This is a genomic window from Limisphaerales bacterium, assembly GCA_014382585.1.
In the GTDB taxonomy this organism is placed as follows: domain Bacteria; phylum Verrucomicrobiota; class Verrucomicrobiia; order Limisphaerales; family UBA1100; genus JACNJL01.
The window spans coordinates 82659-102158 of the sequence record JACNJL010000035.1 but is presented as its reverse complement, the minus strand read 5'-3'; the positions used below and the strand labels follow the sequence as shown (position 1 = coordinate 102158).

At 57.8% G+C, this 19500-nt stretch carries 18 protein-coding genes; 9 read left to right on the top strand and 9 right to left on the bottom strand.

Annotated elements, in window-relative coordinates; all coding sequences use genetic code 11:
- Positions 1 to 28 precede the first annotated feature (28 nt).
- Genes H8E27_06530 through H8E27_06510 form a run of 5 tightly spaced genes read right to left on the bottom strand, consistent with a single transcriptional unit; the run spans position 29 to position 4888 of the window.
- Positions 29 to 613, bottom strand: coding sequence for a DJ-1/PfpI family protein (locus tag H8E27_06530; GenBank protein ID MBC8325265.1), 585 nt, complete (start codon positions 611 to 613; stop codon positions 29 to 31).
- Between the two features lie 12 nt (positions 614 to 625).
- A complete protein-coding gene (locus H8E27_06525) occupies positions 626 to 1564 on the bottom strand; it encodes a sugar phosphate isomerase/epimerase (GenBank protein ID MBC8325264.1) in 939 nt (312 codons plus the stop codon).
- Positions 1561 to 2310 (bottom strand): phytanoyl-CoA dioxygenase family protein, encoded by a 750-nt coding sequence (locus H8E27_06520; protein MBC8325263.1) that lies wholly within the window; start codon positions 2308 to 2310, stop codon positions 1561 to 1563. Before H8E27_06520 ends, H8E27_06525 begins: the two co-directional genes overlap by 4 nt.
- A 1-nt stretch (position 2311) precedes the next feature.
- Positions 2312 to 3460: a VCBS repeat-containing protein gene (locus tag H8E27_06515; protein MBC8325262.1), complete on the bottom strand. Its 1149-nt coding sequence runs from the start codon at positions 3458 to 3460 to the stop codon at positions 2312 to 2314.
- The gene (locus tag H8E27_06510; protein ID MBC8325261.1) at positions 3461 to 4888 is read right to left on the bottom strand and encodes a sulfatase; all 1428 of its coding nucleotides are present in this window, start codon (positions 4886 to 4888) and stop codon (positions 3461 to 3463) included.
- 118 nt (positions 4889 to 5006) lie between these two features.
- Between H8E27_06510 and H8E27_06505 the strand changes: the two genes are divergently transcribed.
- Complete coding sequence (locus tag H8E27_06505) at positions 5007 to 6173, top strand: fatty acid desaturase (GenBank protein MBC8325260.1); 1167 nt, start codon at positions 5007 to 5009, stop codon at positions 6171 to 6173.
- Here the strand turns inward: H8E27_06505 and H8E27_06500 are convergent, their stop codons facing one another.
- Positions 6174 to 9023 (bottom strand): DEAD/DEAH box helicase family protein, encoded by a 2850-nt coding sequence (locus H8E27_06500; GenBank protein ID MBC8325259.1) that lies wholly within the window; start codon positions 9021 to 9023, stop codon positions 6174 to 6176.
- 111 nt (positions 9024 to 9134) lie between these two features.
- On the opposite strand from H8E27_06500, the gene H8E27_06495 reads away from it, so the two are divergent.
- On the top strand, positions 9135 to 9653 hold the full coding sequence (locus H8E27_06495; GenBank protein MBC8325258.1) for a hypothetical protein: 519 nt from the start codon (positions 9135 to 9137) through the stop codon (positions 9651 to 9653).
- Positions 9654 to 9659: 6 nt separating this feature from the next.
- Here H8E27_06495 and H8E27_06490 read toward each other — a convergent pair whose 3' ends face one another.
- Positions 9660 to 9806: a hypothetical protein gene (locus H8E27_06490; protein ID MBC8325257.1), complete on the bottom strand. Its 147-nt coding sequence runs from the start codon at positions 9804 to 9806 to the stop codon at positions 9660 to 9662.
- A gap of 74 nt (positions 9807 to 9880) precedes the next feature.
- The gene (locus tag H8E27_06485) at positions 9881 to 10288 is read right to left on the bottom strand and encodes a hypothetical protein (GenBank protein MBC8325256.1); all 408 of its coding nucleotides are present in this window, start codon (positions 10286 to 10288) and stop codon (positions 9881 to 9883) included.
- A gap of 155 nt (positions 10289 to 10443) precedes the next feature.
- Between H8E27_06485 and solA the strand changes: the two genes are divergently transcribed.
- The 7 genes from solA to H8E27_06450 all read left to right on the top strand — a co-directional run bounded on the left by solA (position 10444) and on the right by H8E27_06450 (position 18255).
- Positions 10444 to 11580: an N-methyl-L-tryptophan oxidase gene (solA, locus tag H8E27_06480; protein MBC8325255.1), complete on the top strand. Its 1137-nt coding sequence runs from the start codon at positions 10444 to 10446 to the stop codon at positions 11578 to 11580.
- Between the two features lie 9 nt (positions 11581 to 11589).
- Positions 11590 to 12693 (top strand): mandelate racemase/muconate lactonizing enzyme family protein, encoded by a 1104-nt coding sequence (locus H8E27_06475; protein ID MBC8325254.1) that lies wholly within the window; start codon positions 11590 to 11592, stop codon positions 12691 to 12693.
- Between the two features lie 119 nt (positions 12694 to 12812).
- Positions 12813 to 14774 (top strand): DUF1553 domain-containing protein, encoded by a 1962-nt coding sequence (locus H8E27_06470; protein MBC8325253.1) that lies wholly within the window; start codon positions 12813 to 12815, stop codon positions 14772 to 14774.
- A 100-nt stretch (positions 14775 to 14874) separates the two neighbouring features.
- The gene (locus H8E27_06465) at positions 14875 to 16182 is read left to right on the top strand and encodes a DUF1501 domain-containing protein (protein ID MBC8325252.1); all 1308 of its coding nucleotides are present in this window, start codon (positions 14875 to 14877) and stop codon (positions 16180 to 16182) included.
- A 9-nt stretch (positions 16183 to 16191) separates the two neighbouring features.
- Positions 16192 to 17229, top strand: a complete 1038-nt coding sequence (locus H8E27_06460; GenBank protein ID MBC8325251.1) for a hypothetical protein — start codon at positions 16192 to 16194, stop codon at positions 17227 to 17229.
- A 374-nt stretch (positions 17230 to 17603) separates the two neighbouring features.
- On the top strand, positions 17604 to 18035 hold the full coding sequence (locus H8E27_06455) for a hypothetical protein (GenBank protein MBC8325250.1): 432 nt from the start codon (positions 17604 to 17606) through the stop codon (positions 18033 to 18035).
- A 43-nt stretch (positions 18036 to 18078) separates the two neighbouring features.
- Positions 18079 to 18255, top strand: a complete 177-nt coding sequence (locus H8E27_06450) for a hypothetical protein (GenBank protein MBC8325249.1) — start codon at positions 18079 to 18081, stop codon at positions 18253 to 18255.
- Positions 18256 to 18294: 39 nt separating this feature from the next.
- Here the strand turns inward: H8E27_06450 and H8E27_06445 are convergent, their stop codons facing one another.
- The gene (locus H8E27_06445; GenBank protein MBC8325248.1) at positions 18295 to 19476 is read right to left on the bottom strand and encodes a Gfo/Idh/MocA family oxidoreductase; all 1182 of its coding nucleotides are present in this window, start codon (positions 19474 to 19476) and stop codon (positions 18295 to 18297) included.
- Between the last annotated feature and the right edge of the window lie 24 nt (positions 19477 to 19500).

Here is a 19500-nt window from a genome sequence, read left to right as displayed (position 1 = left end):
AGTCCGTGTAATTGCCGACCAGGCGCCATTATTCAGTTGATTGTTTTGCGCGGGCTTCATCGAGGAGTTTCATCCACGGGCCCATGTAATGGCCGTGATCCCAGAAGGTGCGGCCGCTAATGAGATTGCCGTCGATCACGCAGGGTTCATCGACGAAGGTGCCGCCACAGATTTCGAGATCAAACTTTGCTTTGGGCACGGTGGCCATGCGCCGGCCTTTCACGCAATCGGCGCGCGCGGGGATTTCCACGCCGTGACACACGCTGGCGATGGGGGCATTTTTCTCAAAGAAATAACGCGTGATGCGGAGGAGATCCTCGTCCTCGCGAATGTATTCCGGCGCGCGGCCGCCACTGTAAAAGATGCCGAGATACTCCTCGGGCTTGATGTCGGCAAAGGCGATGTCCGCATCCATCGTGTAGCCTTCCCATTCCTTGGTGATGGTCCAGCCGGGTTTATTTTGGTGCATCACCATTTGGTAGGTGCGCTTCTCCGGCGCGGCAATCACCGGTTCGTAGCCGCCCTCGATCAGGCGGAAGTAGGGGTACATCGTGTCCACCGTCTCAGCGGCATCGCCGATGATGATCAGGACTTTGGGTTTGGTGTCGCTCATGAGTCCGGAAGGTTACGCCATGGCGAGGCACTTTTCCAAGTACGTTCGCGCGCGGTTAATTTCAGTGGTGCATTGGGCGGCGGTGTCGAGGATGGGGATGCCGCGGGGGACGGGGTGCATGAAGATGCTGGTGACGCCGTTGTACCCGATGGCCTTGAGGGCGCCGAGAATGGGCGTGAAGTCGAGCTTGCCGCGGCCGGGCATTTGGAGGAGTTCCTGTTCCTTGGGCAATTTCTTGGAGCAGCCCATGCCGTGTTGCCAGGCGTAGAACATGGCGATGCGGTTGCCGAGGGTCTTGATGAGCGCGGCGTGTCCGGCGGCGTCCAGGCCGAGGCTCTCGAGATGGTACGGGGCCAGCGCGATGCCGAGGTGTCGTGAGGGCGCCAGTTCGGCCAGCCACTTGAGGGAGTCGGGCGTGTTAATGAGATTGCTGGAATGATTCTCGATGGCGATGGTTACGCCCGCCGCTTCGGCCGTGGCGAGGTGCGGCTTCATTAGCTCGGTGAATTGTTTGACCTCAGCTTTCAGCTCCGCGCCCTTCAGATTGCGGCGACCGCGCCCGCCGCAGACGATTAGTTTGGTGCCGAATTTTTTGGCGAACGCCATTTCCTTTTGCAGTCCGAACGGTCCGAGATCATAGCGAGTGATGCAACCCATTCGCAGGGTGCCCTTCGCGGTCTTGTGCCGGCGCAGCATGGCGGCGAAGGCGTCATGGCCCATGGCCTCGATTTGTTCGCGTTGATTGCCGTGCACGGCAGGCCAGATGTCGATGGTGTCTGCGTCGGTTTTTGCGACTTCCGGCAAGATCTCCTTGAGCGGCAGCTTGCCGTACATCGATGAAGACAGAATGTACTGGAGCCGAAACTTCGGCGTCGCGGCGGTCGCGATCGCGGGCAGGGCAGCTGCCGTGGCGGTGGTTCCGAGAAATTGTCGACGGGTGAAGGCGTTCATTGCGTTAGGATTCTGTGGCCGTTTTCCAAAAAAGGCACGCCCAAGTGCATCGGCTCGGTTTCATTTGGGCGACGAAGGATTTCCGGGGAATATTGGGTGACGTACGCGCGGCGCATTTGGTTGGTGGTATTCGGACCGCTGCGATGGAAACTGAGTGAGCTGAACACCACCACGCTGCCCGCGGGCACAATCGCCGGCACCCCGGACGCTTCACCAAAGTAGCCGGCCTTGTCGCCGGTGGTTTCATCGTGCACATGCTCGACCAACGTGCGGATGCCGATTTGCGAAAAGGGCATCACGTGCGCCGTGCCGTTGGCGAGTGTCATGTCGTCCACCGCCGTCCAGCAGGTGACGTAGGGCGTGTGCGGAAAACCGAGATAACCGCTATCCTGATGCCACGAAAACGCCATGCCTTGCTCGGCGGCTTTGACGACGTATTGGTCGTAAAAGAGAAACGCCGTGTCGCCGAGGGTCGCGCGGCAAATCTCGGCCATCAGTTCGCTGAACACAAACTCGCCCAGTCGCGGCGCGTGGTCGTATTGTTTGGCGATGTGATAGCGTTTGCCGCGATGGCTGATGTGGACGTGATCGGTGCCCTGCCGATCCATCTCTGCATGCATCGCCTCGATCAGGTGATCGCATGCCTCGCGCAGAATCTTCAGCTGCTCCTCCGGCACGGCGCGTTCGAGGATGAAGAAACCCTCTTCCCGAAACTGCGCCTGTTGTTCTTCGGTGATGATCGGCACGCTACTTTAGGGGGTTTTCGTACCACACCACGTTTTTACTTTGTTGGCCGGCGATGAGCGCGTCGAGATCGCCGTCGCCGTCCATGTCCACAAGGCGGATGTCGTAGGCCGCTTGGTCGTTGTGGATGATGTGGGTGGTGAACTTGCCTTTGCCATCATTCTCAAACCACGCGGCTTTGCGGCTGAGATAAGCGCAGGTGATCGCATCCATGTCGCCGTCGCCGTCGATATCGCCCACCTGCAGGCAATGCGGCGAGGCGAGGTCTGTATTGATGTTGTGAAAATTCCAGCGGGGATTTTCGTACCACAACAACCCCACGCCGTGGCCGCGGCTGGCGATGATGTCCAGCTTGCCATCGCCGTTCACGTCGGCGGGCATGATGTTGGTGGCTCCGGCGTGTTTGCCGGGCAGGCGATGTTTCTTAAACGGCTTGGTAGGGTCCTCGCCCGCTTCCCACCACGCGAACCATTCGCCCTTGCCGGATTTATCCTGCGCGCCGCCCTTCGCGGCGAGCGTGATATCGAGCCGCCCGTCGCCATTGAGATCGCCGGCACCGAGGTAATGGCTCAGGCCGGGCGCGTCTTCCTTGGCGAAGACATTCCGTTTCCAGCGCTGCGCGGTCTTGGGATTCTTTGGGATGTCCAGCCACACGGCGGAGTTGGGGAACTTGCCCGTGGGCTGGCCGCTGTTGGCGAGCAGATCGAGTTTGCCGTCTCCGTTGACATCCGCCTTGAGCACGCCGTGGATGCCGATGATTTCATCCTCGGCAATCCGCGCCTTCCATGGTCCGCCGGTGGGGTTTTTATTCGGCTGCTCAAACCACACAATGAGGCCGGGCTTGTACCGGGCGCCGATGAAATCCGCATCGCCGTCGCCATCCACATCCATGGTTTCGCCGTGGATAAATGTGTGGTCCTTGTGGTCGGCCAAAATATGGATACGCCAGTCCGGCGCGACGAACAGGCGCGTGACACCGCGGCTATTGGAAATGACATCCAATTTGCCATCGCCGGTGAAATCAGCGGCGACGGCAACATTGTTATGTTGGCCTTCCCAAACGACATGGCGTTTCCAGTTTCCTTTTACCTCAGCGGCGGGGAGCGCCGGGGCAAGAATGATCAGTAGAGTGAGTGTAATCAGAGGTTTCATTTAACGGGTGTGTTTTCGGGTTTGGTCGAAAATGGTTTTGAGTTGCTTCACTTTGTCGGTATGCGCTGCGGACTGGGCGAGGTTGGTGATTTCTTTGGGGTCGGTTTGGTAATCATACAGCTCCACACCGTATTTGCCATCGGCCCATTCGGTATAACGATAGCGGTCGGTGCGAATGGAGCGGCCGAGGGGTTTGACCTTGCCGGTGAAGCCGGGCAGGCGCGGGCGGATGCGGGTGGTGCTGTAGGCGGCCTGTCGGACGGTAGCCTTGGGGTTGGCAAGCAGAGGCGCGAGGCTGTGGCCTTTGAGATGTTTGGGCAACGGCAGATTACAGAGATCGGCGAGGGTGGGGTAAAGATCGGTGAGTTCGGTGAGTGAGCTGGTGGACTGGCCGGCGGTTTTCATGCCGGGCACCGAAATGATGAACGGCACGCGCGCGCTGCCTTCAAAGAGATCGCTCTTTTGCCAGAGGCCGTGTTGGCCGAGATGGTAGCCGTGGTCGCTGAGAAACACGACGATGGTGTCGTCGTCGAGCTTGAGTTTTTTCAACCCATCCAGCACGCGGCCGAGGCAGGCGTCCATCAATGTTGTTGAGGCGTAATAGGCGCGGATAATCTCCTTGCGTTGCTCAAGTGTGAGCTCGCGTTGGTTTGGCCGATCGGGCAGGGCGGCGGGCGGGATGTCGTCGCGGTCGCCGGGCAGTTCGAGGACGGGCTTGATTTTATCCAGCGGATAATGCCGCGCATGATGCAGCGGCGCGACGTACGGCGTGTGCGGGCGATAAAAGCCGACGGCAAGGAAGAAGGGTTTGCCGGTTTTGTTCGGATGATGTTCCTCCATCAACTTCACGGCGGCGAGCGCGGCCTGTCCATCGGTATGTTCCTCGTCTTTGCTGTCGAGCAAGAGCCAGCTCATCGTGCCGCCGTACGAGCCGGCGCGCAGGGTGATCACTTCATCCTGCCGCGTGCGGTCGATGCCGATGGGATTGATAACCTTGTTCCAGGAAGCCTTGTCGTCCTCGCCATCGGTGCCGATTTGGGTGGGGACGCCGTAGTGATAAATTTTCCCGATCCGCGCGGCAAAATAGCCGTGGTTGATGAAGTGCTGCGAGAGCGAGGCGATGTCCGGCTGTTTATTCCGGAAATGACCGGCATTGGAAAGCACGCCGGTTTGCTCCGGATACAGCCCGGTCATAAAGGACGATCGGCTCGGGTTGCATACCGGATACTGGCAGTACGCGCGATCAAACCGCAGACCGCGTTGGGCGAGTTGATCGACATTGGGCGACTTTACCAGTGGGTGTCCGTAACAGCCTAAATCAGCATTTAGGTCGTCAACAGCGATCAGCAGGACGTTAGGCGCGGCGGCGTGAATTGCGGGTGAGGCCAAAATAAGCAGTAAAAACAGCTGGAAAACAATAGTGTTCATTAGAATCTGCGGCGAGGTTAGGGTGGTTGAGGCGGAATTGGGAGCATGTTTTTGTTTACATTATTCGGCCATTTGTTCACCGTCCACGCGCCTTTTGGCAGGGAACCAAGCAACATCGATGGAAAAGACCCGTAAATTCGTTCGGAACAATGTGCACTGGGGAAATCTCATTGCGCTGATGGGGACACTGGCAATCACGGTGCTCGTGCTGCCGGTTTTCATTTGGCAATACGGCGCGCAGCTTAACTGGTGGGTGCACGGCGGCCTCTTTGTGGGCTTCTATATTTTTTCCGGTATGGGCATCACCTTTGGGTATCACCGGCTGTTGGCGCATCTTTCATTTAAAGTCCGCTGGCCCGTCAAGATGGCGGCGCTGCTGGGCGGGGCCACGGCGATGCAGGATTCAGCCCTGCGCTGGTGTGCGGATCATCGGCGCCATCACAAACACGTCGATCACGAGGAAGATCCGTACAACATCAAAAAAGGATTTTGGCACGCGCACATCGGCTGGATCATGTTCAAGCCCAAGACCGATCCGCCCATGGATAACGTGAAAGATTTGGCCAATGATCCATGGGTGATGTGGCAGCATCGCTGGTGGATCCACCTCGGTGTGCTCATTGGTTTTGGTGTGCCGACGCTCGTAGGTTTTCTGGTCGACGGCCCCATCGGTGCGCTGGGCGGATTTCTTATTGGCGGTTGCGCGCGTTTGGTGGCGATGCATCACGGCACATTTTTCATTAATAGCCTCTGCCATTACCTTGGTAAACAACCCTATTCCTCCAGCCACTCGGCCAAGGATTCCTGGGTCACCGCCATCTTCACCTTTGGCGAGGGCTACCATAATTTCCATCACGAATTTCAGCACGACTATCGCAACGGAGTGAAGCCGTGGCAATTCGATCCCACCAAATGGACCGCATGGCTGCTCACCAAAATCGGCATGGCATCCAATTTACGGCGTGTGCCGAATGAAAAAATTATGCTCGCGGAAATCAGCCAGAAAAACAAAATGCTGGAGCAGAAACTTTCCGCCCACTCCCGGCCCGTTTGTGAAAAAGCCCAGGCCCTCTTTGCCGAAGCCGGCGCCAAACTGCACGCCGCCGCCGAAGCATGGGAATTGGCCAAAGGCGATTACGGCAAAGCCGCCCAGAAAAAAATCGACCTCACCAAGGAACAACTCGCCGAACTGCGCGCCCAAATGGAAGCCGCCGTCGAAGAGCTGCGCGCCGCGATGAACGAGTGGCACACCGCCCACCAGCAACTGGCCGGGCAGTTGGCGTAGTTACATAAACACTTCTTTCTGGTGCACGGTTGAATCCGGCAGCCAGTCTTTTTCGCTGGCCTCCTGAAGCATGCTTTTGGTTCCGTCGTGAGTGTGGAACCACACGTTGCCGGGGCTGACGTGGAGGTTCCAGTTTTTCTGAAAAATCAACGCGCGATCCTTATTGCGCGCGAGGATTTTGGGCACCGCGTGCACCTTCAACACGGTGCGGCGGCGTTTGGTGACCTGGGAGCGTTTCTCGATGAATCGGGAAATGAATTCGGGCGTTTTCTCCAGGAGCCAAGTGCCTTTGAAGCGACTCTCGGAGTATTCAAAATCAGCTTGGCGCTGGATGACATAGCGTGCGTCTTTCACGGGCCCGAACACATCGGCCATGGCTTGGGCGAACAGGCGGCTAGTGGCCTCGTCTGCGTTCTCCAGAAAAATGCGTACGTAACCGCCCGTTCGTTCAGCAGCGTGAATGCTGCGCTCGGCTTCGGCCCAACTGATGTTTTCCAGCAGCTCGGCCTCGGCCAGCCCGCCAATCACCGCCCGGCCAATGGCTTGGGTGAGCGTGCCCTCGGTCCATTCCTGGCTGAGGGGTGACAGTGCCTTGAACCCCAAGCCGCCTCCGTATTTTTTTTCCACCGCCAGGATGGGCTCGGGATGATACGGCTCGCCGATTTTCCACAGACTGCGGAAGTGCGGTCGTTGGTCCACGCGCTCGAGCATGTCGCGGTTGAGCTCCACCATGTTTTCTTCCACGCCCTCCGGTTTGATTTCCGTGAACGCCGCGTGCACATGGCCCACGCCTTTCTCGATGCAGCCGTCGTCGGTCACTCCGAAGAGATGTTTGTGTTTTTTTCGAAACCGATGGTAATCGTCGAGGCCCTTTTTGAATTCCGGCGCAATGCAAACCACGTCCCAGTTGTTGGCCAGCTTTTCGGGTGCGTTCGGGTCCAGCCGGAACGATCGCCCGCGTAATTGGTTGATGGTCATCGACGTGGTTACGCAAGTGAGGTCGATGAGCACGTTGATCTTGTTGGCGTCCCAGCCTTCGCCGAGTAACCCGCGGGTGCCGACGAGGCAGCGCGTGATGCCTTGTTGAAATAGCTCGGTGATCAACTCCACGTACACACGCGGGCACCAGTCGCTACCCTTGCCGGTCAGGATGTGAAAGCCTTCGGTCTCGTGCCATACGAAGTCCACGGAGAATTTGTTGGCCGTTAGCCACTGCCGGGCGGCACTCTCCAGCTTCGGCCGCAGATCATCATCCACCAGCACGGTGGAGCCGGTGATGAGCACCGGGTCGAGCGCGTCGGTGGCCTCGTCGGTTAAGAGTTCCCGGAAGGCGGCAATGGCGCCGCCTGCTTCGTCATCGAGCACATCGGTTAATTCGGCGCTCACGGCGGAGGTTTTTTCGTAATCACAAATCACCACCGCGCGCACGGCGTCACCTAGCACGGATTGTTCGCGCTGAAGAATGGGGATCAGTGCGCGGGCCTTGGCGCGTGAATAAGCGAGGATGCGCGATACCGGCGAGGCGCACTGTTGGGTGCCGGTCTCGGTAATCTGAGTGCCCAACAGGCGCAGGCGATGGATTGCTTGCTTGGCCAGTATCTGGTTCGCCCGGTTGTCCGACCGCCGCAAGCCATGCCGGATGTACCATGTGAGAACGGGAAGTAACCGGGACAGCGGATCGGCCCAATAAATTTTATCCAGGAGATCGAGCTTCAAATCCGGGACTCCATCAGGCAGGGGAACGCCGCGGTCATCCAGCAGGAGTCTCCCCGCCGTGGCAAATGACGAGGCGCGGGCTTCGAAATCATTCCACGAGTTCGCCTTCATGATAATGAGGTCGCGCTCGGCCAATACTCGGCTCGTATAATCTATCATGCTCTCACGCACGGGTTGCCCGTTGTCATCCAAAGGAGGGTTGCACAAGTCTTCCACCAACTGGTCGAACGTCTCCGAAGTTTGCGTGATGTACTCCAACTCATCGCCCAGGGGGCGCACGAAATAAGCCAGGTCTTGGTACGGCGCGAGGAAACCATCCTTGACCACCGCAGGGACGGGCACCTCGTAATCCACCGGACCAAAATAGGCGCGGTACCGTTTGGCATCGGCCGTGTCCCTCTCGGCCTGTTCGGGCGGCGTGGCGGTCAGTCCCAGCACAATGGGGTCGCCAAGAAATTCGTTAGTAGCGGCCATCACCCGGCCCCAATGGCTCATGAGGTGGTGGCACTCATCGAGAATCACCAGCCCCAGCCCGTTGTCGCGCAACCGCTTTAGCGTGGCGAGTGCGGAGGCGTGCAGTAATTTCATCGTGTCGCCTCCCAGCGAAACCTCGTCCCGAACTTTTTTCCGAAAGAAACTCAGTCGATCGTGATAATAATGGGGATTCTTCGTTTGAAGGCTCTCGATCCAAACCTGCGCCTCGGCCGGATCTTTGGCCTCCCCTTTCTCAATGAGCTGATCCACCCAGCTGAAAACCGCCATCGTATCCAGCGTGTTATCATCGCGCGAGGGGAGGGTGACGGACTGATACGTAAGCGAAGTCAATAGCCCGGGTTGTTCCGTCTCCGTGCTGATCCAATGCTTGGGTAACGGTTTGCCGTCGGCTGAAAATAAATCTGTTCGCGCCGCCCACTGGCTTTGGATGGCGGAATTCGGGCAAAGCACCAGCGCCGGTTGCTTGATCACCTCAGCCCAAAGATAAAGCCCCGTCACCGTCTTGCCTGATCCCGGAGGGGCGACGATGTGGAGTTGGCGTTCGCCGTCCGCCAATTGTTGCCGGGCGATTTCTACCACTTCGGCCTGCGACGGCCGTAATTGGCCGTTAAACTGGATATCGGGAAAGGCGGCCGGCATCGGGGCGGCAGCGTACGCCATGGATGGGACAAGGCCAACTGTATTTCATATCGGGAATAATCATGAGTTGACGCGTGGCGTTGGGGTGGTCAAGTTTTCGCCGTGCACATTATGAAAAAGATTCTTTTTAACTCATTCACTTTACCTGTGTTGGCGGGCGCGTTGATCTTTGGCGCGTGCAGTCAAGAAACGACGGACACCATTGATGGCGAGCAGGTGGATCCCCCGCCCGGCGGTGGGGATGGGAACACCACCAAGCCTGCGGATAAAGGCGATGGCAATGCCACGGCGCCAACGGGGAGGGGTGGGGCCAACAAGGTGCCGCCGCCCGGGCCGGCAGGCGAATACACTATCAAGGAGATCATGCAACAGGGTTTTAAGGCCGACGACAATTTGAAGGATTTGATTCTGGACGGCACAGCGACCGCCGAGCAAAAGGCGAAGTTTGTGGATTACGTGGAAAACCTCGCCAAATATCAGGTGCGCAAGGGCAAGCAGGAGGATTTCGAAAAGCGCACCGGCACGTTGCTCAAAGCCGCCAGGGGTGCGGATTTGGCCGCCTTAAAAGATGCGGTCAACTGCAAGACCTGCCACGAGCCGCACAAGATTTATCCTCCGAAGAAACAGTAGCGCGGATTATTTCTTTTTGCCGCGATTGTTCCGGTGGTCGAGGATGCGCTGCCGGTTGAATTTTCCGCCGTAACTGTCGCGCAGTTCGTCGCAACGCTTGCGGGCGGCGGCGAGTTGCTTGGCAAACTGGGGGTCGCCCGCGAGGTTTTTCAACTGATCCGGATCGGTTTTCAGGTCGTGCAGGTATTCAAAAACGGGCTTTTTGAAACCAGTTTGAACACGGATAGTCAGGGTAATGAATCCTGTTCATCCTGAATATCTGTGTTCATTTCTTCATCTCCGATTAAATCCTCATCATCTTCTTCCGTGTTTTTGTCGGCTTTGCGCGCGCGGCGTGCTTCGAGGAAGGAGTTGATGCACATCATCACAAACATCAAACACAGCGCGGAAGTGAATCCCTTGGACAACATTGTTGCTGTGTTTTCGGCATCTTTGACAATGGTAACCAACGGGCCTAAAAATCCGATCACTCCAATCATTGTCGCCACATGCATCGCCAGCATTCGCATCGCCCCCCGCGCCGCCACCACGCCGCACACAAACATTGCCACCCCCAGTACTGCCGGAATCAGCGCCATGGGTTGCTCTGCGCCGGAGAAGTAATAGCCCCCCACGCCGATCGCCACCAGCAGCAAGCCGAACAGAATGGTCCATCGGTGAATCGTCATCGCGCGCCCCCTTCTCTAAAGGAGACTTTATAATAAACAGAATCCTCAAAAAGTCCATTCCTATTCCGGGCTTTTGGAGAAAAATGTTCACGGCGTACCTTCCTCCGCGCTAAGCTGCGAGCATGGCGTATGACGTGATCGTGGTGGGCGTGGGATCAATGGGCGCCGCCACGTGCAGTGAATTGGCCGCGCGCGGCGTGCGGGTGCTCGGGCTCGGGGCCGGCGCGCTGCCCAATCCGATTGCCTCCTTTGCCGGTCGCACTCGCGCGATTCGGCTTTCGTATTCCGAGCATCCCGATTACGTGCCGTTGCTGCGCGGTGCGTACAGGCGCTGGGAAAAACTTGGCGAAGAATGCGGCCAACAATTTTTGCATCTCACCGGCGCATTATATATGGGCCCGGAAACGGGCGAATTATTTTCCGGCGCGCTGGCCTCCGCGCAAATGCACGAGCTACCACACACGCGCTTCACCGGCGCCGAATTGCATCGCGAATGGCCGCAATTTTGTTTGCCGGAAAATTTTGTGGGACTTCACGAGTCGCAAGCGGGTTACGTGCTTTCGGAAGCTGCCGTGTTGGCGATGGTCAAAGCGGCCCAACGCCACGGCGCGAAACTATGTGGCCACGAGCCCGTGCTCGATTGGGCTGCCGCCGCGCAAGGCGTCACCGTGCGGACGGCCCAAGGTGAGTACGCGGCGGGCCATTTGATTTTCACCGCGGGCGCGTGGACGCCGGAGGTGCTGCGCGATTTGCCGCTCACCGTTACGCGTCAAGTGCTCGGCTGGACGCAACCGCCCGACCTCGTCTCCTTCACCGCCGATCGCTTCCCCGTGTGGGCTATTGATCACGCGGGGCCGGGATTCTACTACGGCTTCCCGCACACGCCCGATGGCAGTGGAGGGCCGGGGTTGAAAGCAGCGCTGCATTGCCCGGGTGCGGTTACCACAGCGGCGGCGGCGCAGCGTGAGCCATTGCCCGCCGATGCGGAAGAAGTGCGCGCCGTGTTCGCCCGCCATTTACCTGCCGGTGATGGGCCCTTGATCGAACAGCGTACGTGCCTTTACACAAACACGCCCGATGGGCATTTCATTGTGGATCGGTATCCGGCGCACGAACGCGTCACGCTCGCGTGCGGCTTCAGCGGGCACGGTTTCAAATTCGCCAGCGTGATGGGCACAGTGCTGGCTGACCTCGCCACGATTGGAAAAACAGATTGGCCAATTGGCTTTTTGGGGTTATCTCGTTTTGCTCATTCGTAAACGGTTTAAATGAAAATTACGCGCATCCAAGTTTATCAAGTCGATCTCCCGCTGCACGAGGGGAGTTACAAATGGTCCGGCGGCAAATCCGTCACGGTGTTTGACAGCAGCGTGGTGGCCCTCGAAACCGATGCCGGCCTCACCGGCTATGGCGAAGTGTGCCCGCTGGGCCCGTTTTATTTGCCGGCGTATGCGGAAGGCGTGCGCACAGGCATCGGCGAGTTGGGGCCCCATATGATCGGCGAAGACCCCACGCGGCTTGGCCCCATCAATCGGCTGATGGACAAAGCGTTGCAAGGCCATCCTTACGTGAAGAGCGCGCTGGATATGGCGTGTTGGGATTTGTTCGGGCAAGCGAGTGGGCAAAGCGTTTGCGAATTGCTCGGAGGCCGATTTGGCGATGACTTTGTTTTGTACCGAGCCATCTCACAGGAATCGCCCGAAGCAATGGCGCGCAGCATTGCCAGCTACCGCGAGGAAGGGTATCGCCGGTTTCAACTCAAAGTGGGCGGCGATCCCGATGAAGATATCCAGCGCATCCACGAAGCCCGCGCCGTGCTGGAGCCTTCAGACAAATTGGTGGCCGATGCCAACACCGGTTGGCTGATGCACGAAGCCGCGCGCGTGGTGCGAGCCGTGCGCGACGTGGATGTGTACATTGAGCAACCCTGCGCCAAGTACGAGGAAAACCTCGCCATCCGCCGCCGCACGGATTTGCCGTTTATAATGGATGAAAACATCGACAGCCTCGCACCGCTGTTACGCGGCCATGCCGAGGGTGCGATGGATGGGGTGAACCTGAAAATCAGTAAACTCGGCGGCCTCACGAAACTCAAGCAGGCGCGGGACCTGTGCGTGGACCTCGGCATCGCGATGACGGTGGAGGACAGCTGGGGCGGCGACATCGTCACCGCCGCCATCGCCGCGCTGGCGCACAGTACGCCGCCGGAGTTGCTGTTCAGTTCCACGGACTTCAACAGCTACGTCACCACCAGCCTCGCTGAAGGCGCGCCACAACGCAAAGGCGGCCGCCTCGCCGCCAGCACTAAGCCGGGCCTCGGCGTGCAGCCGCGGATGGAAGTGCTGGGCGAACCGGTGCGGGTGGTGGAATAATCGGTAAAAATGACTCGCGGATTTGCAAATGTGTAAACGTGCGGACGGCTAATTGGCCTGAATATTTGCAAGGGGCCTCCGTCGATTTATTGGCGGTTGCCGGTTGGGAAATTTTTGTGATGCGATACACGCTGGTTTTATTAGTGGGGCTGACTCTGCAACTTTCTGCTGCGGAAAAACCAAACGCGGCAGACATCACCTTCTTTGAGGAAAAAATCCGCCCGATCCTTGCGGAGAAATGTTTCAAATGCCATTCCGAACGCGCGCAGAAATTGAAGGGAAACCTCAAGCTCGATTCGCGTGAGGGTATATTTAAAGGTGGCGAGGAAGGGCCATCCATCACCGAGGGAAAACCGAACGAGAGTTTATTGATCAAGGCAATTCGACATAAGATTCCAGACCTTGAAATGCCGCCGAAAGAGAAATTGCCGGCCGCAGTGATTCAGGATTTCGAGCGTTGGATTACCCACGGTGCGGTCTTCCCCGAAGGTGCAGTGAAAGTGGAACAAGCGTGGTGGGACAGGATCGACCTTAAAACAATTGCGCCCCATGGGAAAGGGATCGCGGAGGTGGTTGATTTTTATGTAGACGCAAAGCTCGCGGCGGACAAAGTGAAACCGGCCCCCGCAGCGGATGATTATGAATTTGCGAGACGCGCCACGTTGGATTTGGCCGGACGCATCCCGATCGTACCGGAACTGAACGCTTTCATCGCCGGGAAATCAAAAACCAAGCGAAACGAATTAATCGATCGGCTGATGAAATCGGATTCATTTCTGCGACATCAGGTGGTGGAGCTGAACTGGCTGTTGATGGACAAGCAGGACAGCAAAATGGGCAAATACCTGACCACGGCGTTGAAGGATGGTCGGACTTGGGATCAGATATTTCGCGAGATCATTCTGGCGGATCAAACGGATAAAAACATGCGCGATGGTGCGGTGTTCATCAAGGAACGGGTTAAGGATCCGGACGTGTTGACGGTGGATGTGAGTGTGAAATTTTTCGGCGTGAATATTTCGTGCGCGCGCTGCCATGACCATCCGGAAGTACCCTCGTGGAAACAGGATAATTATTTTGGGATGAAATCATTTTTCAACCGCACCTACGATAATGGCGATTACTTTGGCGAACGGGAATACGGTCAAGTGAGTTTCACGACGACCCGAGGCGAATCCAAACAGGCCAAGCCAATTTTTTTATCCGGCGCGGAAATCCAGGAACCCCAATCCGTGGAGCCCGACAAAAAATCGAAAGAGGAGGAAAAGAAACGCAACGAGAAATTTAAAAAGGAAAAGCAACCACTCCCGCCGCCGAAATACAGTCGCCGGGCTCAATTGGTGAAGGCAGGGCTGAAGTCAGAAAACAACGGCTACTTTGCGCGGGCCATTGTGAACCGCATTTGGCATCAGATGTTCGGGTACGGCTTGGTGATGCCGTTGGACCAAATGCATGGCGCGAACACGCCCAGCCATCCGGAGCTGCTTCAATGGCTGGCGCGCGACCTGATTGAGCACGATTATGATTTGCGCCGCACCATTCGCGGGCTGGCTCAAAGCAACGCGTACGCCCGCACCAGTCGTTGGAGCGATTCGCAACGGCCGGCGCCCGTGTACTTTGCTGCGGCATTGCCACGCGCGTTAACGCCCCACCAATACGGGGCGTCACTGAACATCGCCGTTCAGAATCCCGGCGATGTCACGAAACAAAATCCGGAGGAACAAGCAAAGCGCATCGCCGCATGGGAAAAAAGCGGGCACGGATGGGCGTCCAAATTTGAAAGGCCGCGTGAACTGTTCCAAATCAGCGTGGACGAGGCACTCTATTTCAGCAACAACGACCGTGTGCGCAACGAGTTGTTAAATGAAAATGGCAAGCTCGTCGGTATGATTTTGAAACTCAAGGGCCGAGACAACCGCATTGAAACCGCCTGGCTCACCATCCTTTCCCGCAAACCTACCCAAGCGGAAATTGCGGCTGTCGAAGCTTATCTCAGCGACCGTGGCGATCGCCTCACAGGCGCTTGGAAACAAATCGTGTGGTCGCTGCTGACCAGCGCGGAGATGCGGTTCAATCATTGATTTTCCACCTCGGAGGAACAGCGGAAAGTCCTCTGAGTCTCCGGGTAAATTGACCTAAATGAAATCACGGGCGCGGGCGTCAAAATGGGGAGTTTTTAAAATGAAAACGGGCAATAATTTTTGCGGGTCGGCGGAGCATGATGTCAGCCGCCGGGCATTTCTCGGTACGATGGGTGCGGCGGGACTCGTCGGCACCACGGGCGCAGTGCATGCGCTTAGCGAGAAGGGGTTGACCAAGGCGCTGAAGCAGAGCAACAAGCGCGTCATTCTACTGTGGCTGGCGGGCGGCGCGAGCCAACTTGAGACGTGGGATCCCAAGCCGGGCACGGTGACCGGTGGCCCCTTCGCCGAGATCGCCACGGACATCCCCGGCGTACGCATTAGCGAACTAATGCCGCAAATGGCCAAGCGCATGAAGCACTCCTGTGTTGTGCGTTCCCTCAACACCCGCGACGGCGGCCATGGCGGAGGAGCGCAGATGATGATGCGCGGACGCAAGGATGAGCCGACCCTAAAGTATCCCGACCTCGGCGCGGTGGTCGCGCGCGAACTGGGCCAAATGGAAAGTCAGGTTCCCGATTACGTTAATTTTTACACCAGCACCGAGGGGCGAAATTCCGCGCGCGTGTCACCGGGCTTTTTGGGTGCGCGTTATGGGGCCATTCATTTGCATGACGGCGAAAAACTCACCCTGCCCAACATCAAGAAACTGGACACCATCACGCAGGGCGACCACGAAGCACGCGCGCAGTTGCGTCAGCTGTTGAGCGACCGCTTTGCACAGGGGCGAGAACTGCCGGTGGTGAAAAGCCACGCCGCCGCTTACGCCCGGGTGCACGGGTTGATGAGCAGTGAGAAACTTTTTGACGTGTCAGGCGAACCGAGAAAAATCCGCGAAATGTACGGGCTCACGCAGTTTGGCGAGCAAGTGCTGATGGCGCGGCGCATGGTTGAGGCGGGCGTGCCCTTTGTGCGCGTGAGCCGTGCTTGGTGGGACAGCCACGGGCAAAATTTTGAAACCCATCAGGAACTCGTGCCCGAATTAGACCGCGTGCTCGCAGCGCTGATCGACGATCTTAAGCAGCGTGGTATGTTTGACGACGTACTCATCGTGACGATGGCCGAATTCGGCCGCACACCGCGCATCAACGGCAGCCTGGGGCGCGATCACTTTGCCTCCGCATGGAGCGCGTCTCTGCATGGCAGCGGCGTGAAGGGAGGAGCGGTGTTTGGCAAAACGGATGCCAAAGGTGAAAAGGTCACCGAAGGCGAAGTTGGCGCCGGCGAATTTTTTGCCACCATTCTAGAGGCTGCAGGCATTGACCATCACAAAGAATACCACGTCGGCGCGCGCCCCATCCCGCTGGTCAACCCGGGCATCAAACCTATCCGCGAAGTACTCGCATAAAAAAACACGATGGCAGACGACAACGACACCAATTTCAAAATCCAAAAAGACATAGGCAGAAGCGATATTTGCTTTAGCATGGCGCGTGTGCCCGGAAGCGGCGAATGCTACGTGGGCAGCAGCGACGGCGGCCTGTATCTGGTGGATCTCGCCAGCGATAAGCCCGAATCCAAGCGGTGCGAAGGCGACGGCCACAGCAGCTTTGTGACGGGCACGGCATTAACGGATAAACACATCGTCACCGGCGCGTGGGACCGGCATCTTGCATGGACGGACCGCGAGAGTGACAAACTGATTCGGCGCCAAAAGGCTCACGCCAGGTGGCTGCGCGGCGTGGAGGCGTCCCCTGACGGCAAGCTCATTGCCAGCGTGGCGGATGACATGGTCTGCCGTCTGTGGGATGCCGAGACCGGCAAGCTTGTCCGAGAGCTGCGCGGCCATCAGGAAAAAACCCCGCACAATTATCCGAGTATGCTTTTCTGCGCCGTCTTCAGCCCGGATGGCAGCAAGCTCGCCACCGCCGACAAGCCTGGCCACATTGTCATTTGGGACGTGAACACCGGCAAGCAATTGAAGACCTGCGAATCGCCCGGCATGTATACTTGGGATCCCAAACAGCGCCGCCACTCCATCGGCGGCATCCGCAGCCTACGTTTTTCGCCCGACGGCAAGACGCTCATCGCAGGCGGGATCGGCAAGATTGGCAATATTGATCACCTCGGAGCCAAGTCGCGGATGGAATTTTTTGACTGGGAAAAAGGCAAGTCACTCAAGGTCATCGAGGCGGGCGACAAGTTCAAGGGGCTTGTCGAACACATGGAATATCACCCTGAGAAAAAATGGCTCCTTGCCGCCGGCGGCGATCACAACGGCTGGCTTCTATTTATTGATCCCGAGGCGATGAAAATCGTCCGCTCCGAGAAAGCTCCGATGCACATCCACGAGTTCAATCTCAGCGAAAAGGCTGACCAAATCTTCGCCGTCGGCCACAACAAACTTGCCCGCTGGGAATTGGAAAAACCCAAGGCTGATGAGGCAGCCGGTTGAGATGAAAAATCCGGGCGTGAGCCGGTTTAGCTTGGAGTAATTATTGCGCCGAACATGCAAACTTCACGCGTGAATTTTCATGCGCATTTGCCTTTCTTTGTTTTCCCCATTGGTTTTTGCATGGCCCTAGGTTGGCACGGCGTTTGCTTTACTATTATTATCGAGGGCTTAGTACAGCCAACAAGTCAGACAAGTATTTCGTTGAGGATACAATGGTCTGTGACATGCCTCGAATGAGGGGCGGGTTGCCATCTTCTGGTGCCCGCCTCTCTTCTATTTTGATCTTCTTTTTATCAAAGATTGCACCGGCGGCTTGGTCGAGTTAACTTCGCGCGATGAGGTTTTTTGTTTCGGTCTTTTTCGTTGGAATGGCAATGGCTTTTATTTTAGTCGGCTGTGATACACCCACGGGCGGCACGGGCAAAAGCGGTGGCGGCGATGAATGGTTAACTTCTCAAGCGGGCGAGGGCGGTGTGAAAAAAGATAACCGCGGGCGCATTACTTATTTCGATCTTTCCGGCAAAGCAATTGCCAACGCGGACTTGGCGGACATCGCGAAGCACACGCAATTGCGCGAATTGTATCTTGCCAAAACAGGCGTGACCGATGAAGGGTTAATGCATTTGCGGACGCTCACGAATCTGCGAATCATCAGCCTCGCCGACACACAAGTGACCGATGCCGGCCTCCAACACCTTGCGGCCATTCGGTCGCTGCGGCAGATTTTTCTGTACCCCACCAAAGTAACCGATGCCGGCGTGGCAGAACTGAAAGCCGCACGGCCCGACCTGCAAGTGCGTTATTAATAAGGCTTGAACCGCGCGCCCATTCGACTACAGTCCGCCGCGTATGCAGTTTTTTAAGGCATTTGGAGTCATCAGCGCGATGGGTATTGGGATGGGCGTGACCATTCTCATAATGGTCAATGGCGAAGGGCTCCTTTCGAAAGTGCCCTTTTTCGCCTATCTCGTTGGCTTCACCTTCATTTTCGCCAAATACGGCTGCCTCGTTGAGGAAGAGCACTAGGCGCGAAGCGGATATTTCTCTGGGCCTCAGCGTTTAAACTTAGTTCAGCTTCGCCAGTGCGTTGCCGCGTTCCTTGAGGGGAATGGGTACGGCGCGGCCGCTTTGGCGGTGGGATTCAAATACCGCGCAGATCATTTCCACGGTCATGCCGCCTTCGTCCAGATTGCAGAGGGGTTGGCGATCATCGTGCACGGCGCGGACCAAATCTTTGGCGGGGGTAATGTGGGAATGCACATCCTGCACGGCCTGAAGATTCGGTTCCTCCTTGCCGGGCCCGGCGGTGGTGAAGGGCGTCCAGGGGCGCGATTCGCGCGAAGGGCCGAGGGGATTGCCGGGCACCCAGTAGGCGAAGGGTTGGCGGTCGTTGCGGATGGCGAGGATGCCTTTGCTGCCGACGAGGTGCAGGCCGAAGCCGTGGTTTTGCGTGCCGTCGTTGGCGAGGGAATCGAAGTAGGCGATCATGCCGCGCTCCATTTCGTAGCGCGCGTGCAGTGCATTGCCGGCCAACGGGCCCAGACCTTCGTTGCCGTCTTTCACGTGCGCGCCGACGACGGGTTGGCCATCCTGAAACATCCGGGCCGAGCAGGTGAGTGGTTTGCCGCCGAAGTAGTGGATGAGATTCAACACATGCGAGCCGAGCACCCACAGATCTTCGCCGCCGCCGCGCCGGTCGCCTTTGCCGCGTCCGCGGATTTCGAGAATCTTGCCGAGATGTCCGTCAGCAATAAACTGGTCGATCACCGCGAGCATGGGATGCCAGCGATTGCGATGGGCGATTGCGATTTTGGTACCGTGCTTGTTGCAGGCGGCAGTCAGTGAATCGACCTCGGCCGGAGTGCGCACAAAAGGTTTCTCGATGTAAATGCCGCGCACACCGGCTTCGATGGCGGCGAGGGCCATGTCGTGATGTTGATCGGCGTGGCGCGGGCAGACGGCCACGATATCGAGCTTCACCTTGCGCAGCATCTCGCGGTAATCGGCGAAGCCCTGCGGGACCTGCAGGCGTTTGCGGGCATTGGCCAAGCCGTTGATGTGGGCATCGGCCACGGCCTCGATTTCGGTGTCCGGCAGCTTGAGCCAAACAGTATCCAACCCGTGCCCATAATCGCCGCGGCCGGTGTGGCCGATGACGCCCACGCGCAGTTTGCGGGGCGGATTCAGCGCGAGCGCGGAAGTGGCGACAGCGGCACTGCCGGTAGCCAGAAATGTGCGGCGGTTCATGAACCGAGGGTGCGCCAACCTCAG

Excerpts from the sequence above, each read along its gene's own strand:
- H8E27_06530 (MBC8325265.1), bottom strand. The coding sequence starts at position 613 with ATGAGCGACACCAAACCCAAAGTCCTGATCATCATCGGCGATGCCGCT.
- H8E27_06525 (MBC8325264.1), bottom strand. The coding sequence starts at position 1,564 with ATGAACGCCTTCACCCGTCGACAATTTCTCGGAACCACCGCCACGGCA.
- H8E27_06515 (MBC8325262.1), bottom strand. The coding sequence starts at position 3,460 with ATGAAACCTCTGATTACACTCACTCTACTGATCATTCTTGCCCCGGCG.
- H8E27_06510 (MBC8325261.1), bottom strand. The coding sequence starts at position 4,888 with ATGAACACTATTGTTTTCCAGCTGTTTTTACTGCTTATTTTGGCCTCA.
- H8E27_06505 (MBC8325260.1), top strand. The coding sequence starts at position 5,007 with ATGGAAAAGACCCGTAAATTCGTTCGGAACAATGTGCACTGGGGAAAT.
- H8E27_06500 (MBC8325259.1), bottom strand. The coding sequence starts at position 9,023 with ATGCCGGCCGCCTTTCCCGATATCCAGTTTAACGGCCAATTACGGCCG.
- H8E27_06495 (MBC8325258.1), top strand. The coding sequence starts at position 9,135 with ATGAAAAAGATTCTTTTTAACTCATTCACTTTACCTGTGTTGGCGGGC.
- solA (MBC8325255.1), top strand. The coding sequence starts at position 10,444 with ATGGCGTATGACGTGATCGTGGTGGGCGTGGGATCAATGGGCGCCGCC.
- H8E27_06475 (MBC8325254.1), top strand. The coding sequence starts at position 11,590 with ATGAAAATTACGCGCATCCAAGTTTATCAAGTCGATCTCCCGCTGCAC.
- H8E27_06470 (MBC8325253.1), top strand. The coding sequence starts at position 12,813 with ATGCGATACACGCTGGTTTTATTAGTGGGGCTGACTCTGCAACTTTCT.
- H8E27_06465 (MBC8325252.1), top strand. The coding sequence starts at position 14,875 with ATGAAAACGGGCAATAATTTTTGCGGGTCGGCGGAGCATGATGTCAGC.
- H8E27_06460 (MBC8325251.1), top strand. The coding sequence starts at position 16,192 with ATGGCAGACGACAACGACACCAATTTCAAAATCCAAAAAGACATAGGC.
- H8E27_06455 (MBC8325250.1), top strand. The coding sequence starts at position 17,604 with ATGGCTTTTATTTTAGTCGGCTGTGATACACCCACGGGCGGCACGGGC.
- H8E27_06450 (MBC8325249.1), top strand. The coding sequence starts at position 18,079 with ATGCAGTTTTTTAAGGCATTTGGAGTCATCAGCGCGATGGGTATTGGG.
- H8E27_06445 (MBC8325248.1), bottom strand. The coding sequence starts at position 19,476 with ATGAACCGCCGCACATTTCTGGCTACCGGCAGTGCCGCTGTCGCCACT.